Annotated in this window: 15 protein-coding genes and 1 pseudogene; 14 read left to right on the top strand and 2 right to left on the bottom strand. The window is 60.6% G+C overall.

Annotated features, from left to right (window positions below):
• The first annotated feature begins 102 nt into the window (after positions 1-102).
• Positions 103-1401: a serine hydroxymethyltransferase gene (locus AB4P97_RS23725; RefSeq protein ID WP_395601701.1), complete on the top strand. Its 1299-nt coding sequence runs from the start codon at positions 103-105 to the stop codon at positions 1399-1401.
• 30 nt (positions 1402-1431) lie between these two features.
• Positions 1432-1608 (top strand): hypothetical protein, encoded by a 177-nt coding sequence (locus AB4P97_RS23720; protein WP_395601700.1) that lies wholly within the window; start codon positions 1432-1434, stop codon positions 1606-1608.
• Here AB4P97_RS23720 and AB4P97_RS23715 read toward each other — a convergent pair.
• On the bottom strand, positions 1605-3101 hold the full coding sequence (locus AB4P97_RS23715) for a PLP-dependent aminotransferase family protein (RefSeq protein ID WP_200612926.1): 1497 nt from the start codon (positions 3099-3101) through the stop codon (positions 1605-1607). The genes AB4P97_RS23720 and AB4P97_RS23715 overlap by 4 nt on opposite strands.
• A 136-nt stretch (positions 3102-3237) precedes the next feature.
• Between AB4P97_RS23715 and serC the strand changes: the two genes are divergently transcribed.
• From serC to glyA, 5 genes are all read left to right on the top strand, one after another.
• The gene (gene serC / locus AB4P97_RS23710) at positions 3238-4320 is read left to right on the top strand and encodes a 3-phosphoserine/phosphohydroxythreonine transaminase (RefSeq protein ID WP_395601699.1); all 1083 of its coding nucleotides are present in this window, start codon (positions 3238-3240) and stop codon (positions 4318-4320) included.
• 123 nt (positions 4321-4443) lie between these two features.
• On the top strand, positions 4444-5697 hold the full coding sequence (locus AB4P97_RS23705; protein WP_395601698.1) for a benzoate/H(+) symporter BenE family transporter: 1254 nt from the start codon (positions 4444-4446) through the stop codon (positions 5695-5697).
• On the top strand, positions 5697-6542 hold the full coding sequence (locus AB4P97_RS23700) for a YggS family pyridoxal phosphate-dependent enzyme (RefSeq protein ID WP_395601697.1): 846 nt from the start codon (positions 5697-5699) through the stop codon (positions 6540-6542). Before AB4P97_RS23705 ends, AB4P97_RS23700 begins: the two co-directional genes overlap by 1 nt.
• Positions 6543-6565: 23 nt before the next feature.
• A complete protein-coding gene (locus AB4P97_RS23695) occupies positions 6566-7747 on the top strand; it encodes an aspartate aminotransferase family protein (RefSeq protein WP_261735458.1) in 1182 nt (393 codons plus the stop codon).
• Positions 7748-7772: 25 nt separating this feature from the next.
• Positions 7773-9038 (top strand): serine hydroxymethyltransferase, encoded by a 1266-nt coding sequence (glyA, locus tag AB4P97_RS23690; protein ID WP_115146697.1) that lies wholly within the window; start codon positions 7773-7775, stop codon positions 9036-9038.
• An 82-nt stretch (positions 9039-9120) separates the two neighbouring features.
• On the opposite strand, the pseudogene AB4P97_RS23685 reads toward glyA, so the two are convergent.
• Positions 9121-9356, bottom strand: a pseudogene (locus tag AB4P97_RS23685) (acyl-CoA dehydrogenase); the annotation flags it as partial.
• A gap of 262 nt (positions 9357-9618) precedes the next feature.
• Between AB4P97_RS23685 and AB4P97_RS23680 the strand changes: the two are divergent.
• From AB4P97_RS23680 to AB4P97_RS23650, 7 genes are all read left to right on the top strand, one after another.
• The gene (locus AB4P97_RS23680) at positions 9619-11331 is read left to right on the top strand and encodes a copper resistance system multicopper oxidase (protein WP_395601696.1); all 1713 of its coding nucleotides are present in this window, start codon (positions 9619-9621) and stop codon (positions 11329-11331) included.
• 10 nt (positions 11332-11341) lie between these two features.
• The gene (locus tag AB4P97_RS23675; protein WP_395601695.1) at positions 11342-12205 is read left to right on the top strand and encodes a copper resistance protein B; all 864 of its coding nucleotides are present in this window, start codon (positions 11342-11344) and stop codon (positions 12203-12205) included.
• A gap of 56 nt (positions 12206-12261) precedes the next feature.
• Positions 12262-12645: a copper homeostasis periplasmic binding protein CopC gene (gene copC / locus AB4P97_RS23670; protein ID WP_395601694.1), complete on the top strand. Its 384-nt coding sequence runs from the start codon at positions 12262-12264 to the stop codon at positions 12643-12645.
• A 3-nt stretch (positions 12646-12648) separates the two neighbouring features.
• Positions 12649-13584 carry a copper homeostasis membrane protein CopD gene (gene copD, locus AB4P97_RS23665; RefSeq protein WP_395601693.1) on the top strand — a complete coding sequence of 312 codons (936 nt, stop codon included), beginning with the start codon at positions 12649-12651 and terminating at the stop codon, positions 13582-13584.
• A 311-nt stretch (positions 13585-13895) separates the two neighbouring features.
• Positions 13896-15095, top strand: a complete 1200-nt coding sequence (locus AB4P97_RS23660) for a Fic family protein (RefSeq protein ID WP_395601692.1) — start codon at positions 13896-13898, stop codon at positions 15093-15095.
• A 10-nt stretch (positions 15096-15105) separates the two neighbouring features.
• On the top strand, positions 15106-16032 hold the full coding sequence (locus AB4P97_RS23655; protein ID WP_047304336.1) for a LysR family transcriptional regulator: 927 nt from the start codon (positions 15106-15108) through the stop codon (positions 16030-16032).
• A gap of 105 nt (positions 16033-16137) precedes the next feature.
• A complete protein-coding gene (locus AB4P97_RS23650) occupies positions 16138-16764 on the top strand; it encodes a glutathione S-transferase family protein (RefSeq protein ID WP_042561885.1) in 627 nt (208 codons plus the stop codon).
• The last annotated feature ends 1 nt before the right edge of the window (position 16765 follow it).

The raw sequence follows: 16765 nt of genomic DNA, 5'->3' as shown, positions 1-16765 counted from the left end.
GGGCGGTGGTCTGCAACATCTGAGCGAACTGGTATGGCTGGCCGGCCCGTGGGCGGATAGGGTAGTGCGGCGTGTTACCGGGCGTTTAGAAAGGGAGTGACCATGCCGCATTTCGCTTATCGGGAGGGCCACGCGCTGCCAGGGGTCAGCGGCGTTGCGCTGCCTCAGGTGGACGGGGAGGTGTGGCGCGCCATTGACGCCGAGCGTCAGCGCCAAGTGCAGTCAATCGAGCTGATCGCCGCAGAGAACGTGGTCAGTCGTGCGGTGCTCGAGGCCCAAGGATCGGTGCTGACCAACAAATATGCCGAGGGCTACCCAGGGCGTCGCTATTACGCCAGTTGCTGCAATGTCGATGCAATTGAAGAGCTCGCCATCGAGCGGGCCAGGCAGCTGTTCAGCTGTGCCTATGCCAACCTGCAACCCCATTCGGGCAGCCAGGCCAACCAGGCGGTGTTTCTGGCTCTGCTGGCGCCGGGGGACAAGATCCTGGGCCTGGACCTCAAGTCCGGAGGGCATGTGTCCCATGGTGCTGCGTTCAACTTGTCCGGTCGCTGGTTTCAGGCCCTCAGCTATGGCGTGCACCCGGTGACCCACAGGGTCGACATGGATCAGGTCGAGCAGATCGCCCGACAAGAACGTCCACGCCTGATCATCGCAGGGGCCTCGGCGTACTCACGGGCGCTGGATTTCGCCCGGTTTCGTGCGATTGCCGACGAGGTGGGTGCGTACCTGATGGCCGATATCGCCCACGTCGCAGGGCTGGTCGCGGGTGGTGCGTATCCGTCTCCTGTGCCGTTCGCCCATGTCACCACCCTCAGTACCCATGCCACATTGCGCGGCCCGCGTGGCGGGATGATCCTGTGCAATGAGCAGGGCATTGCGCAGAAGATCAATGCGGCGGTGTACCCCGGCCTGCAGGGCGCAGCACTGATGCATATCGTTGCAGCCAAGGCCGTGGCACTGGGCGAGGCATTGCAACCGGCCTTCGGCGCTTATGCCCACGCCGTGGTCGCCAATGCCCAGGCCTTGTGCGGCCGATTGGCTGAAGGTGGGCTGTTGGTCGTGTCGGGCGGGACCGACTGTCACTTGGGCGTGATTGACCTGCGGCCGTGGGGCCTGGTGGGGAATGTCGCCGAGCGTGCGTTGGAGGCAATCGGCATTACCGTGAACAAAAATGTCGTGCCCGGCGATGAGGTCAAGCCCACCGTGACGTCCGGCATTCGTCTCGGCAGTGCGGCGTGCACTTCGCGTGGCATGGGGGTCGATGAATTCAGGGAGATCGGCGACATGATTCTGGCCATGCTCGGTGGCGTGCGCAGCGGTGCCCTTGACGGCCGCACTGAACGTTCGATTCGTGAAGGTATCAGCGACCTGACCAAGCGTTTCAGGCTGCCGTATTAACCTTCTGCGCTTTTTTGAAAAGGAATTCCGATGCCCGGCATCATCCCCACCGGCCGCCTGGCGGCTACCCGCACGTCACGATTCAGGTTGTTCAACACCGCCAAGCCTCAACCCGTCATCACGGTTGAATACTCAAAGTTGTCCCCGCGTGCGCGGATGGCCGTCCAGGCCCAGCAGCTGCTGATGAACTATGCGCTAGGCCATTAGATTTTCAGGGCGTTGGCCAGGCGCAACATGGCGGCTTCTATTTCATACGCGGTCAGGGAGGAGTAGCCCAGCAGCCAGCCCTGTTGCTTCGGTTCGCCCGCGTACAAACCGCTGAGGCCGGACAATTGCACGCCGGCAGTGGCGGCCTGGCGGATGGTTTTTTCCTCGGACCACCCGGCTTTCAGCAAGCAGGGGATTTGCAGCCCGCCCGGCGGCAGTTCGGCGGTGACCACCGTGCTCAAGTACTTGCCGATGGCGTCGTGCATGATCGACCGGCGTCCGGCATACAGCTTGCGCATGGCCCGGACATGCGCGTTGTAATGGCCGTCCTCCATAAAGCGCGCCAGCGTCAGTTGCAGCGTTTGCGGAGTGTGGCCGTCCATCATGCTGCGCGCATAGGCAAAGGGCTTTACCAGTTCGGAGGGCAGCACCATGTACCCCATGCGCAGTCCGGGGTAGAGGGTCTTGCTGAAGGTGCCGATGTAGAGCGTGCGCTGATACTTGTCCAGGCCTTGCACGCACGCCGTGGGTTGCCCGTCGTAATGGAACTCGCTGTCGTAGTCATCCTCGATGATCCACTTGCCTTTTTGCGCCGCCCAATTGATCAACTCAAGACGCCGCTCCAGCGGCAACGTTGCGCCGGTGGGGTATTGGTGAGAGGGCGTGACATACACGCAATTGGCGCCGCTGCGGTCGGCGTATAACAGGTCGGTGCGGATGCCCTGTTCATCGACATCAATGGGCATCACCTTGGTTTCGGCGATCTGGAAGGCCTTGCGGGCGCCGTAGTAGCCGGGGTTTTCCATCAGAATCGGCTTGCCTGCATCCACCAGCAGTTGCGCGCACAGATACAACGCCTGGCGCGTACTGCTCAAGACCAGTACCTGGTCTGGGGAGCATTTCGCGCCGCGTTCGAGGTTCAGGTAGGTGGCAATCGCTTTGCGCAGGGGCTCAGCCCCTTGTGGATCGCCATGCAGCAGCACGCTCGCGCGATAGTCCTTCATGACCTGGCGCTGCAAACGCTCCCAGACATCCGTCGGGAAGCTGCGGGTTTCCGGCAAACCGGTGGCGAATGCCTTGATGACTTGCTGATCGCGCACGCCGCCGGTGTCGAAGATCATCCGCCCGCGCTGGCTGAGTTCGGCGCCCGGTGCGGCGACGCTGCTCCTGATTTCCTGAGCCCTGAGGCGTCGGCGGCCAGTACCGCGCAATTCGACGCCCACCGTGTCGCAGACGTAACTGCCGGCGCCTTCGCGGCGCACGATAAACCCGTCCCGATGCAACTGCACATAGGCGTTCTCGACGGTGTCGCGGGCGCACCCCAATGACTTGGACAGCACCCGCGTGGCGGGCAGTTTCAAGCCGGGGCCAAGGGCGCCGTCGAGAATCAGCGCACGCAATGCACGTTGAATCCGCTGATGCAGATCCAGCAGCCGAAATTCAGCGTCGTTGAGGCGCATCTTCAGGGTTTCCAGCTCGAAGGTCTTCGCCATGTGGTCTGCTCTCTTTCCATGAACTGGCAGGTAAAGGCAGGCCAGTTTATCCGTAGACTCTGGCCCTCGCCACCCTTCGGCTTTACCTCGGTGATGACGCGCAGGGCGAGCGTTCTTGAACAGGAGTTACTCAACCATGGCTCGGTCACACAACTTCAGCGCAGGCCCCACCGCGGTGCCGTTGGACGTCCTCACACAGGCGCACGAGGAGTTTTTCGATTTTGCCGGCACCGGCATGTCCGTGATGGAAATCAGCCATCGTTCGCAGGTATTCATGGCGGTGGCCAGTGAAGCCGAACAGGACCTGCGCGATATCCTCGGGGTGCCGCCCGCCTACAAAGTGCTGTTCCTGCAAGGCGGCGCCTCGTTGCAGTTCGCTCAAGTGCCGATGAACCTGATAGGCGATAAAGGCACGGCGGATTACCTGCACACCGGCCTCTGGTCGGGCAAGGCGATCGAGGCTGCCCGGCGCTACTGCGATGTGCGCGTGGTTGCCAGCGCCCACGCGTCCGGTTTCGACCATGTCCCCCCTGCCTCGGACTGGCGCCTTAACGCCGACGCCGCCTACCTGCATTACACCGAGAATGAGACGGTGCACGGCGTGCAGTTCATCGACACGCCCGCGAGCGACGCGCCGCTGGTGTGCGATGCCTGTTCAAGCCTGCTGTCCAAGCCGATCGACATCGCCAGGCATGGGCTGGTGTATGCCGCCGCGCAGAAAAACATGGGCGTGGCCGGGTTGACGGTGGTCATCGTGGACCCGGCGTTGCTGGAGCGTTCCCATGCCTTTACCCCGGACATTCTCAACTACGCGCGCATCAGTGAAGCGCAGTCGATGCTCAATACCCCTGCGACTTTCCCCTGGTACCTCACAGGCCTGACGCTCAAGTGGATCAAGCACAGTGGCGGTCTGCAGGCCCTGCATCAACGTAACCAGGCCAAGGCGCGAATGCTTTATCACGCCATCGATGGAAGTGACGGGTTTTATCGCAACTCAGTGCAGGCACCGTATCGCTCCATCAATAACGTGCCCTTTCGATTGGCCGAGGTAGCGCTGGAGAAGACCTTTTTGCGGCACGCGGAGCAGGCCGGTCTCAATGGCCTCAAAGGCCACGCCAGCGTCGGCGGCCTGCGCGCCAGCCTCTACAACGCCGTTTCGGTGCCGGCGGTCGAGGCTCTGTGCGACTTCATGAACGCCTTTGCGCGTGAGCATGGCTGAGCCGACCACAGAAAGTGGTCTGGTCTGCTGCGTTAAAGCGTAGGGGTAAAACCTGCCATTCAACCGCTATAAATGACCGCTTACCAGCGGCCGGATGCATCGTCCAGCAAGGAGCCAAGACCTATGTCATCTACTCAATCCCTCTCGTCCCTGCGTCTGCGGGACCTGCTGCACCCGGTGGTTGCCGGGTTGATTTCGGTGATCGTCAATTACGGCGGCACCTTCATCCTGGTGTTTCAGGCCGCCAAGGTCGCAGGGCTCAGCCCTGAGTTGACGGCATCGTGGGTTTGGTCTGTGTCGATCGGGGTAGGGGTGACCGGGCTGTTCCTCAGTTGGGTGAGCCGCGAGCCGATCATCACCGCCTGGTCGACCCCGGCGGCGGCGTTTTTGATCGTCGCCTTGGCGACCACACCCTATGCCGAGGCCATTGGGGCGTACATGATTTCGGCTGCAGCGTTCGTGCTGCTGGGCGTATCCGGTTACTTTGAAAAAGCCGTTCGCCTGATCCCGCCGGGTGTGGCAGCGGGCCTGTTGGGCGGCATCCTGCTGCAGTTCGGTATCGGTGCTTTCGCCAGCATGAGCGTCGACCCGCTATTGGTCGGGGTGTTGATCGGCGCCTACATCCTGTTCAAGCGCTTGAGTGCGCGCTACGCGGTGGTCGGCATTCTGGTGCTGGGGCTTGGCTTTCTGCTGATGCAGGGACGCGTGGACTTCACGGGGCTGACGCTGGAGTTTGCGACACCGGTGTTCACCCGCCCGGAGTTCTCGCTCAATGCGTTGTTGAGCGTGGCGTTGCCGCTGTTTCTGATCACCCTCACGGGGCAGTACATGCCGGGCATGCTGGTGCTGCGCAGTGACGGCTTCAACACCAGTGCCAACCCGATCCTCAGCGTGACCGGGCTGGGTTCTCTGCTGATGGCGCCGTTCGGTTCCCATGCCTTCAACATCGCGGCCATCACCGCCGCCATCTGCACGGGCAAGGAAGCCTCGGAAGATCCGTCCAAGCGCTGGATCGCAGGCGTGGCCGCGGGCATCTTCTACATTCTGGTGGGGATCTTCGGCGTGACCCTGGCGGCGGTGTTCATGGCCTTCCCGGCGACCTTCATCACTACCCTGGCCGGGCTGGCCCTGTTGGGCACACTCGGCGCGAGCCTGGCCAATGCCATGGCGGACGTGAAATCGCGGGAAGCGTCGCTGATCACTTTCCTGGCCTGCGCGGCCAATATCACCCTGCTGGGCATCGGCGGCGCGTTCTGGGGCCTGGTCATCGGCCTGGCGGCCTACGCCGTGCTCAATGGGCAGTTGCCGCGTCGTGAGAAGACTGCAGTCCCCCAGGCCGAACCGGTTGCAGTGCCCACCAAGGGAGCGGCCAACTGATGCCTGATCAAACCGAAGACCTCAACATCCTGCATGCGCGCCATGGTCGTTACCCACAGGCCGACAGTGTCGAAGACTTTCGCCGCAACCTGGCCGCCGTGCAGCAACGCATTGTCGAGGCGTGCAGTCGGGTAGGGCGCGACCCTGCCGGTGTGCGCTTGCTGCCGGTCAGCAAAACCTTTGATGAAGCTCATCTGCGTCTGGCCTATGCCGCCGGTTGCCGCCTGTTGGGCGAGAACAAGGTGCAGGAAGCACAGCGCAAGTGGGAAGCCATGACCGATCTGCAAGACCTGCAATGGTCGGTGATCGGCCACTTGCAGACCAACAAGGCCAAGCAGGTCGCACGCTTCGCCAGTGAGTTCCAGGCCCTGGACAGCCTGCGGGTGGCCGAGGCGCTGGACCGTCGCCTGCGCATTTTAGATCGGCAGATGGACGTGTTCGTCCAGGTCAATACCTCCGGCGAAGCCAGCAAGTACGGGCTAGCGCCCGATGACGTGGCGGCTTTCCTGGAGACAATGCCAGCGTTCCCGACACTGCGGGTTCGCGGGTTGATGACGCTGGCGCTGTTCTCGGCCGACGCGGTGCGGGTGCGCCCTTGCTTCGTCCGGCTGCGTGAATTGCGCGACCGCTTGCGTCATTGCGCCCCTGACGGGGTGTCGCTGCAAGAGCTGTCGATGGGCATGTCGGGTGACTTTGAAGTCGCCATTGAGGAGGGCGCGACCGTGGTGCGCGTCGGGCAGGCGATCTTCGGTGCCCGAGCCATGCCGGATGCGTACTACTGGCCGACCGCCGATGCCCGCCCCCTCATTGAAGACACGTTGTTGTCGATCACACCCAGCCGTTGATCCCCCTCTACAGGAGGCCTGCAATGTCCGCTGCACCCGCTTACCTCATGCACACCTCAGCCCGACAACCGGTTTCGTTCAGCCGAGGCCAGGGCGCCTCGTTGTGGGACACCGAGGGTGTTGAATACCTGGATGCCATCGCCGGTGTGGCGGTGACGAGCCTGGGGCATGCCAACCCCGAAATTGCCGCGGCCATCGCCGAGCAAGCTACGGTGTTACTGCACACGACCAACATGTTTCGCATCCCATGGCAGGAGCAATTGGGCGAACGACTGTGCCTGCTATCGGGCATGCAACGGGCGTTTTTCTGCAACTCCGGAGCGGAGGCCAACGAAGCGGCGCTCAAACTGGCCCGCCTGCACGCCAACGCTCGGCAGGTGGCCCACCCCCAAGTGTTGGTGATGGAGAACAGTTTTCACGGGCGCACCATGGCCACACTCGCCGCCACCGGCAATCCCGCCGTGCATCGCGGCTTCGAGCCTCTGATGCCGGGCTTTGTGCGGGTGCCTTTCGACGACATCGAGGCGATTCGCCAGGTCGCGGCGCAGTCACCCGATATCGTCGCGGTGCTCGTCGAGCCGGTGCAGGGTGAGGGGGGCGTGCACGCCGCTTCTGCCGGCTACCTGCAGGCGCTGCGCCAACTGTGTGATGAACACGACTGGCTGATGATGATCGATGAAGTGCAGACCGGACTGGGCCGCACCGGTACCTGGTTTGGCTTTGAGCACGCGGGCATCAAGCCGGACGTCATTACCCTGGCCAAAGCGCTGGGCAACGGTTTCCCCATCGGCGCATGCCTGGCGCGGGGCAAGGCCGCCCAGCTGTTTTCCCCCGGCCACCATGCGTCCACGTTCGGCGGTAACCCGCTGGCGTGCCGCGTGGGCTGCACAGTGCTCGACATCATGCAGCGCGATCACATCCCGCAACGCGCTGCCGCCTCGGGCCGCCGCTTGTTGGCAGCCCTGAAGCTGGCGCTGGGCAACCATCCTGAGGTGGTGTCCGTTCGCGGCATCGGCTTGATGATCGGCATTGAACTCAATGGCCCGTGCGCCGAACTGGTCGGCCGGGCCCGTGAAGAACAACGTCTGCTGATCACCGTCACACGGGGCAACACCGTGCGGCTGTTGCCGCCGCTGATTTGCGATGACACACAGATCGACGACATCGCCGCGCGTATCACCCGCCTGCTGTCACCCGCCGCTTGAATTCTTGACCAAGGACACTTTGCACATGTACGACTCGACGCTGACCCTCAACGCTTTCGACCCTGAGCTGTATGAATCGATTCACAATGAAGAGCATCGCCAGGAAGACCATATCGAGCTGATCGCCTCGGAAAACTATGCCAGCCCGCTGGTGATGAAAACCCAGAGCACGGTGCTCACCAACAAGTACGCCGAAGGCTACCCCGGCAAGCGCTATTACAGCGGCTGCGAATACGTCGATGTGGCCGAGCGGCTGGCCATCAAGCGGGTCAAGGCCCTGTTCGACTGCGACTACGCCAACGTGCAACCCCATGCGGGCGCCCAGGCCAACGCGGCGGTCTTCCTGGCACTGATCAACCCCGGTGATACGGTGATGGGCATGAACCTGGCCCAGGGCGGTCACCTGACCCACGGCAACCCGGCCAACTTTTCGGGGCGTCACTACACCATCGTGCCTTACGGACTGGACCCGAAAACCGGCTTTCTCGACTATGACGAGATGGAGCGAATCGCACTGCAGACTCGCCCAAAAATGTTGATCGGTGGTTTTTCCGCATATTCGCGGTACAAGGACTGGGCACGCATGCGCAGCATTGCCGACAAGGTTGGGGCTATTTTCTGGGTCGATATGGCCCACGTCGCCGGGCTGGTCGCCGCGGGCGAATACCCGGATCCGCTTCCCCATGCGCATGTGGTGACCAGCACCACGCACAAAACCCTGCGTGGGCCACGCGGCGGTTTGATTTTGTCCAAGGGACAGGATGAAGCCTTCTACAAAAAGCTCGATTCCGCTGTGTTTCCGGGCGTGCAGGGCGGGCCGCTGATGCACCAGATCGCGGCCAAGGCCGTGGCGTTCAAGGAAGCGCTTTCGCCTGAGTTCAGCATCTACCAGACCCAAGTGGTCATCAACGCCCGGGCCATGGCCGGGGTGTTGCAAAAGCGCGGGTACAAGATCGTCTCGGGCGGCACCGACAACCACATGATGCTGATCGACCTGTCCGACAAACCCTACACCGGCAAGGAGGCCGACGCGGCCCTGAGCAGTGCCTATATCACCGCCAACAAAAACTCGGTGCCGAATGATCCGCGCTCACCGTTTGTGACATCCGGCCTTCGTATCGGTACCCCGGCGGTGACCACCCGCGGGTTTGGTGTGGAGGCTTGCGAGCAAGTGGCCGGCTGGTTGTGCGACGTACTGGATGCCCTGGAAAACGGAAGCAGCGAGAAGGTCGGGCACCACGTGCGCGAACAAGTTGTAGCGCTGTGCCGTCGTTTTCCGGTCTATCGCTGAGTCTGGCCCGGCCATTGCCTGATCGGGTGGTGGCCGGGTATTCAACTGTTTTATCAGGCGATCCCTTTGGCCGCACCCGCGTGCCATTGAGCAGGTAATTGCCCGCAATCCGCGACTTGTACACTCGCGGATTGGGGTTCGCCAACGTGCGTGCATTCCGCCACAATTGATCCAGTGCCTTGTTGCTCCCCGTGGCACTCGCCCCAAACGCATCGAACAATGGCGTCGTCGCTGCCAACGTGGCGTCCACCACCGAATTCACGCCAGGCAAACTTCCAGCTCCGCCAATGTCAGCTGCGGGTCGTCGTGCCACGGCTGCGTTTAAAAACTATCTGGTGTTGGAGCCTTTCGGGGCTCCAAGCGACTTTATCGCTTCTAGACATTCCTGCCTTATTCCAGGGCACTCGCCTTTGCTCCTGATCATCCAACCCGACAGACCCTGCGCTCAGCGGCGGGTGAAGCTGACAAAACCGTAATCTTTTGCTCAGCCTTCTGAAAGCTTGTACCCATCAATATCCTCATCGAACTTGGCAGTATCTCCTGTCTGCCGTGTCATCCGACTGACTGGGAGCGAAGTGCCATGCAACCTGACCCATCAAGACGAACCTTTGTGAAGGGACTCGCCGCCGCCGGAATTCTCGGTGGCCTCGGAATCTGGCGCACACCTGTCTGGGCGATCACCAGTCCCGGCGAGCCGAATGTCCTGGCCGGGACTGATTTCGACCTGTTCGTCGGCGAAACCCCGGTCAACATCACCGGCAACCCGCGCATCGCGATGACCGTCAATGGCGGCATTCCCGGCCCCCTGCTGCGCTGGCGCGAAGGCGACACCGTGACGTTGCGGGTGAGGAACAAACTCAACGCTGACACTTCCATTCACTGGCACGGCATTCTGCTACCGGCCAACATGGACGGCGTGCCGGGGCTGAGTTTTCACGGCATTGAACCGGGCGGGATGTACGTCTATCAATTCAAGGTCCGGCAGAACGGCACTTACTGGTATCACAGTCATTCGGGGCTTCAGGAACAATCCGGTGTTTACGGCCCGTTGGTGATCGATGCCAAGGAGCCAGAGCCGTTCGAGTACGACCGCGATTACGTGGTGATGCTGACCGACTGGACCGACGAAGACGCGGCCGGCCTCATGAAGACGTTGAAAAAACAGTCGGATTACTACAACTACAACAAGCGCACCGTGGGCGATTTCATCCACGACGTCAGTGAAAAAGGTTGGGGTTCCACGGTCGCAGATCGAAAGATGTGGGCTGAAATGAAGATGAACCCCACGGACCTGGCCGACGTAAGCGGCTCGACATACACCTACTTGATGAACGGCCAGGCGCCTGGCATGAACTGGACGGGGGTATTCCGCCCCGGCGAAAAACTGCGCCTGCGCTTTATCAACGGCTCGGCCATGACCTACTTCGACGTACGCATTCCCGGTCTGAAAATGACGGTGGTCGCCGCCGACGGTCTGCACGTCAAACCGGTGAGCGTCGACGAGTTTCGCATTGCGGTGGCAGAGACGTTCGATGTGATTGTCGAGCCGACTCAGGATGCGTACACCGTGTTCGCCCAGTCGATGGATCGCACGGGCTATGCCTGTGGCTCGCTGGCGGTGAAGATGGGTGTGTCCGCGCCGATACCACCGCTGGACCCGAGGCCGATGGTGACCATGGATGACATGGGAATGGGCGGGATGGACCACGTCAGTATGGGCGGCGACATGGCGGGCATGGATCACAGCGCCATGGCTGGAATGGGCGATATGCAGTCCCACCCCGCGACGGAAAGCAACAATCCGCTGGTGGACATGCAAGCCATGACCACCTCCCCCAAACTCAATGACCCTGGCCTCGGCCTGCGTGACAACGGTCGTCGCGTCCTGACTTATTCCGACCTGCGCAGCACTTTCGAAGACCCGGATGGCCGCGACCCCGGCCGCACCATTGAACTGCACCTCACGGGCCACATGGAAAAGTTCGCCTGGTCATTTAACGGTGTGAAGTTCTCCGATGCCGAACCGCTGCGCCTCAAGTACGGCGAGCGAATCCGCATCGTACTGGTCAATGACACGATGATGACTCACCCCATCCATCTGCACGGCATGTGGAGCGATCTCGAGGACGAAAACGGCCAGTTCATGGTGCGCAAACACACCATCGACATGCCGCCCGGCTCCCGGCGCAGTTATCGCGTAACCGCCGACGCACTCGGCCGCTGGGCCTATCACTGCCACCTCCTGTATCACATGGAAATGGGCATGTTCCGTGAAGTTCGCGTGGAAGAATGAGGCGCTACCCATGATCAGGATCACTCCAGTTTCTTTAACGCTCGTGACCGCGAGCCTGACACTGTCCTCGGCGATGGCGGCCACGGACGGCATGCAGAACATGGACCACAGCCAGATGCAAAGCATGGACGACGGCCAAATGCAGCCCGCTGCGCCGACCGAAAGTCGCACGCCGATTCCGGCGTTGACCGATGCCGATCGCGCCGCTGTGTTTGTCAGTCCGGGTGGGCATAAGGTGCACGACGCCGCGCTCAACACGTTCTTTCTCGCAGAAAAACTTGATTGGCAGGACGCCGATGACGTCAGCGCCCTGGCCTGGGATCTCTCCGGCTGGATCGGCGGCGACGTCGACCGTTTGTGGCTGCGCTCCGAAGGCGAACGCACCAACGGCAAGATCGAAGATGCAGAAATTCAGGCACTGTGGGGCCACGCAATCTCTCCGTGGTGGGACGTGGTAACCGGCGTTCGCCAGGATTTCAAACCCGGCGCCCCGCAAACCTGGGCGGCGTTTGGCGTGCAAGGCATGGCGCTGTACAACTTTGAAGCAGAGGCCACGGCGTTTATCGGCGAGGGTGGCCAAGCCGCCGCACGACTGGAAGGCGACTACGACATCCTTCTGACTAATCGACTGATTTTGCAGCCAACCGCAGAACTTAATGTTTACAGCAAAAACGACCCGCAACGCGGCATCGGTTCTGGCCTGTCCAACACTGAAGCGGGCCTGCGTCTGCGTTATGAAATTCGTCGTGAGTTTGCGCCCTACATCGGCGTGACCTGGAATCGCACCTACGGCAAAACAGCTGATTATGCCAACGACGAAGGCGAGGATCGCAGCGAAGCACGTCTGGTCCTGGGGGTCCGGCTGTGGTTCTAGAACGCGTCAACTTAACAATCACAATAATTACCGCTTGAAGCGGTCAGAGGTCTTGTATGCGCCCGATCAAAACCACCGTTGTTGCCATCGCACTTTCCACCGGGCTGCTGCTGAGCACATTCGCTCAGGCACACCCGAAACTGCTCTCCTCTACCCCGCAGGAAGGCGCGGACGGCGCGGCCCCCAGCAAGATCGAACTGCACTTTTCCGAAAATCTCGTGACCCAGTTCTCCGGCGCGAAACTGGTCATGACCGAAATGTCCGGCATGGCCCACGCCCCGATGCCCATGAAGGCCAAAGTCTCTGGCGGCAGCGACCCGAAAACCATGGTTATCACGCCGCTCTCTCCTTTGCCCGTCGGCAGCTACAAAGTCGAATGGCGCGCGGTGTCATCGGACACTCATCCGATCACCGGCAACGTTACGTTCAAAGTGAAGTAATTGATGAGCGATTGGGTCAGCATTGCCCTGCGCTTCGGCGTGTACCTGGATTTGATGCTGCTCTTTGGCGTGGCACTTTTCGGCTTGTACAGTTTTAAAGGACCAGAGCGAGTGTCGGGTGCCGTGTTGCCGTTTCGGTCTATCGTGGCGGGTACGGCGGTACTCGGTGTGCTGGTGTCTGGCGCCAGCATGGTGATGATGGCAAGTGCCATGAGTGGGGAGTTGGACCTCGCTCAGCTGCGTCCGCATATTGAGATGATGGTAGTCGAGATGGATGTCGGGCGGGCCTGGGTCGTGCGCATCGTTGTGCTGGTCTTTGCCGGTTTGGCTATGATGTTGAACCAGCGTGCGCCTGGCTTTAGCTTGTTGGTCGCCGCTATTGCTGGCGGGATCGCCCTTGGAAGTCTGGCCTGGAACGGTCATGGGGCAATGGACGAAGGCAGTCGTCGTTTTTGGCATTTTACAACGGACATACTGCACTTGCTGGCGGCAGGGGCCTGGCTCGGCGCTTTAGTCGCATTTGCCTGGATGGCAAGACGGGACACGCTGCAAACCGAAGAGAGCATCAAATTGCTGGCCCGGACCGTCACCCGATTCGAATCGGTGGGAGCCTTAATCGTCGTCGCCATCACCGTCACAGGCGTTGTGAACTACCTGTTCATCGTGGGCCCAAAATTCGATGTCTTGCTTCCAAGCACTTACGGGAAGTTACTGATCATTAAAGTGATGTTGTTTGCCGGGATGCTGATGCTGGCCGCACGGAACCGATTTCACCTTGGTCCCCTTTTGGAGCGGTCGTTTAGGGAGGGGAAGTATCGAGTGGCGGCGAGTGCGTTACGGCGCAGTGTGTTAGTCGAATTGTCGACAGCGTTTTTTATTGTGGGACTAGTGGCTTGGTTGGGAACCTTGAGTCCCGAAATGGGGATAGCATCGAGTTAGCATTGCCAAAAGTTGTACTTCATAGTTATTGCGTGTGAGCTATAGCCACATCAACGCCCCAAGGCGAAGCGCACGGATTACGTGCACTGCCTGAGACAGTTTTTAATCCTTAAGATCACCAGCTTTCGCGCTCTTGTGTAGGAAACTGGATTCCTGTCTCCAGTAATGCATTTATTTCTTTCAAGAAATCCGCAATAAAATCCGCTAACTACCTCTACTTCAGAAATCTCCTACGTAACGCTAGGCTATGTAATTAGAGGCTTTGAGCGTACTCTTGAATCCGCAATAAAATCCGCGGTTCTGGAGATACGATGAGTACTGAGTCGACTATTGGGACCCACTGGCTTGAGCCGCTGATGCCGGTATTTCCGAGTGAAATATTGCAGTTGGCTGAGCAGGTGCCGTTCCAGGCAGGAAAGCTCAGTGCAATGGTCGCTCCGCCAATGTTGCAACGCGTAGGCGGTTTGCTGCGCGTGACCAGCAGCTTCTACAGCAACTTGATCGAAGGCCAATTCACTGAGCCGGTGACACTCGCTCCGACTGCTCCCAAACGCCATCGCAAGGAGCTGACAGAGCTTGCAATGACCCACATCGGTACTCAGCAGGCCTTTGAAAGAATGTTGGCTGTGTATAAGGATCTAACCTGGGAAACGATGTTCAGCCCTGCATTTGTTGCGCGCCTGCACAGACGTCTTTTCCATTGTGCCAGTGATGAACAGTTGGGCCTGAGCGACGGTACTCGGTTGGTGCCAGGGCAATTGCGTGATATTGCGAGTCGAGAGGTTCTGGTCGGTAATCACGCAGCACCACCGAGCCAATCCGTCGGCCCCATGTTGACCCGTATGCAGCAGGTTTACGGTCGACTACCGGATGCGCGGAGCCGGTTACTTTCCGTCATGGCTTATCACCACCGCTTGGCATGGGTGCATCCTTTCGTCGATGGAAACGGCCGCACAGTCAGGCTGCTCACTCACCTGCAGTTGCAAAAGCTGGGGTTGGTTTCGCCGCTATGGTCTTTATCTCGTGGACTGGCTCGCGAGCAGGAGGCCTATTACGCACGATTGGCCAATGCTGACAAACCGAGACGAGGGGATCTGGATGGCCGTGGGCAACTGACTCAGGCAGGTTTGTTCGAGTTTGTTGGATTCATGCTGGAAACTTGCCTGGACCAGATGAAATACACCGAGCGCGCACTGAACATTTCAAACATGCGCGAAAGGCTGCATACCATTTTCGTGTGGGAAGAGCGGATCAAGAAGGCGGGGGTTAAGCCGGAAGTTGCCCGCGCACTGCATGTTCTGCTGACTCAGGGGACACTGAGCCGCGCCGACTTCAAAATATTCACCGGACTGTCTGATCGAGTGGCAACTGACCAGTTGAAAAGTCTGGTACAGCTCGGGTTGGTCGAGAGTGCAACACCAAAGGCGCGCGACCTGTATCCCGGGTTACCGATCTGGTTTGCCCAACTTCTGTTCCCTGATTTGCATCAGCGGAAGACTGCAGCGGTATAGGAGTTGAGTCATGGATCGCTTTCAGGAAATGCAGGTCTTCGCCGCCGTCGCTCAAGACCAGGGCTTCTCCGCCGCCGCGCGGCGCCTCGGTTTGTCGGCTGCGAGCGTCACCCGCGCCGTTGCTGCATTGGAGCAGCGAATCGGCACGCAATTGCTGATCCGTACCACGCGCAGCGTGCACCTTAGCGAAGCGGGTCAGCGGTACCTGGAGGACTGTCGGAGAATTCTCGCCGAGGTGCAGGAAGCGGAGGATTCGGCCGCAGGCAGTCACGCCCAGCCTCGTGGGCAACTGACAGTGACAGCGCCGGTGTTGTTCGGTGAATTGTTTGTCACACCGGTGATGGCCGGGTATCTCACGCAGTATCCGGACGTTTCGATAAACGCGTTGTTGGTGGATCGGGTGGTGAGCATGGTCGAGGAGGGGGTCGATGTGGCGGTGCGCATCGGTGAGCTGCCGGACAGTAATCAGCATGCGATTCGGGTGGGTGAGGTCAGGCGCGTGGTCTGTGGTTCGCCGCAATATCTGGCCGAGCACGGTCGACCGCAGCATCCACAAGCGTTGAATGGCTTGCCCGTCGTCGCTACTACGGCCACCGGCCAGATGCGCAACTGGCCATTTCTTGAGGGGGGCGAATCGCTGATCGTGCGTCCGGAGCCGCGGCTGGTGGTCACCGCCAATCAGGCGGCGATCAGAGCGGCGTGCCTCGGTCTCGGGCTGACGCGGGTGCTTTCCTATCAGGTGGCGAACAAAGTGGCGGCAGGTGAGCTGGAAATCGTCCTTGCCGACTTCGAACTGCCGCCGCTGCCCATTCATGTGGTGTATCAGGGCGGGCGCAAAGCGCCGACGCGGGTGCGCAGCTTTGTTGATTTCACGGTGAACGCTCTGCGTGAGCATCCATCGCTGAAAAACGCCGCGTTATTGCATGAGATGAAATGATCGATTGCGAATACTGGTGATTCTGTTGCTTTGCAGATAGGTGGAAGATGGCTCCCATCAGCGCTGCCAACCCTCGGGCGGTGCGATCATCCAGTGGAGTCGACCATGCAACCGATCAAGTTTTACAACTTCCCGCGTTCCGGCCACGCCCATCGGGTGGAACTGATGCTGTCGCTGCTGCAATTGCCGACCGAGACCATTCTGGTCGATCTGGCGAAGGGCGAGCACAAGCAGCCTGCATATCTGGCAATCAACAGTTTTGGCCAGGTCCCGGCCATTGATGACAATGGCGTGGTGCTGGCTGATTCCAATGCGATTCTGGTGTATCTGGCGCAGAAGTACGGCAACGGTCGGTGGTTGCCGAGCGATCCGGTCGGTGCGGCACGGGTGCAGCGCTGGTTGTCGGTCGCGGCCGGGCCGATTGCATTTGGCCCGGCGGCAGCGCGGCTGATCACAGTGTTCGGGGCCAAACTGAACGCTGAAGAACTGATCACTCGCGCACACAACCTGCTCACGGTCATGGAGACTGAGCTGGGGAAAACCGCGTATCTGGCAGGTGATGAGCCGACCATCGCCGACATTTCGGCGTACAGCTATATCGCCCACGCCCCGGAGGGCAATGTCTCGCTGGACGACTACGGCAATGTCCGCGCCTGGCTGGCCCGGGTCGAAGCGCTGCCCGGTTTCGTCGGCATGCCGCGCACCGTCGCCGGTCTGCAAACCGCAGTCTGAT

It is taken from the genome of Pseudomonas sp. A1230, from assembly GCF_044218825.1.
GTDB lineage: Bacteria > Pseudomonadota > Gammaproteobacteria > Pseudomonadales > Pseudomonadaceae > Aquipseudomonas > Aquipseudomonas iridis.
This window is presented reverse-complemented; position numbering and strand designations above follow the sequence as displayed.

Excerpts from the sequence above, each read along its gene's own strand:
- glyA (WP_115146697.1), top strand. The coding sequence starts at position 7,773 with ATGTACGACTCGACGCTGACCCTCAACGCTTTCGACCCTGAGCTGTAT.
- AB4P97_RS23695 (WP_261735458.1), top strand. The coding sequence starts at position 6,566 with ATGTCCGCTGCACCCGCTTACCTCATGCACACCTCAGCCCGACAACCG.
- serC (WP_395601699.1), top strand. The coding sequence starts at position 3,238 with ATGGCTCGGTCACACAACTTCAGCGCAGGCCCCACCGCGGTGCCGTTG.
- AB4P97_RS23680 (WP_395601696.1), top strand. The coding sequence starts at position 9,619 with ATGCAACCTGACCCATCAAGACGAACCTTTGTGAAGGGACTCGCCGCC.
- AB4P97_RS23720 (WP_395601700.1), top strand. The coding sequence starts at position 1,432 with ATGCCCGGCATCATCCCCACCGGCCGCCTGGCGGCTACCCGCACGTCA.
- AB4P97_RS23660 (WP_395601692.1), top strand. The coding sequence starts at position 13,896 with ATGAGTACTGAGTCGACTATTGGGACCCACTGGCTTGAGCCGCTGATG.
- copD (WP_395601693.1), top strand. The coding sequence starts at position 12,649 with ATGAGCGATTGGGTCAGCATTGCCCTGCGCTTCGGCGTGTACCTGGAT.
- AB4P97_RS23705 (WP_395601698.1), top strand. The coding sequence starts at position 4,444 with ATGTCATCTACTCAATCCCTCTCGTCCCTGCGTCTGCGGGACCTGCTG.
- AB4P97_RS23715 (WP_200612926.1), bottom strand. The coding sequence starts at position 3,101 with ATGGCGAAGACCTTCGAGCTGGAAACCCTGAAGATGCGCCTCAACGAC.
- copC (WP_395601694.1), top strand. The coding sequence starts at position 12,262 with ATGCGCCCGATCAAAACCACCGTTGTTGCCATCGCACTTTCCACCGGG.
- AB4P97_RS23650 (WP_042561885.1), top strand. The coding sequence starts at position 16,138 with ATGCAACCGATCAAGTTTTACAACTTCCCGCGTTCCGGCCACGCCCAT.
- AB4P97_RS23655 (WP_047304336.1), top strand. The coding sequence starts at position 15,106 with ATGGATCGCTTTCAGGAAATGCAGGTCTTCGCCGCCGTCGCTCAAGAC.
- AB4P97_RS23675 (WP_395601695.1), top strand. The coding sequence starts at position 11,342 with ATGATCAGGATCACTCCAGTTTCTTTAACGCTCGTGACCGCGAGCCTG.
- AB4P97_RS23725 (WP_395601701.1), top strand. The coding sequence starts at position 103 with ATGCCGCATTTCGCTTATCGGGAGGGCCACGCGCTGCCAGGGGTCAGC.
- AB4P97_RS23700 (WP_395601697.1), top strand. The coding sequence starts at position 5,697 with ATGCCTGATCAAACCGAAGACCTCAACATCCTGCATGCGCGCCATGGT.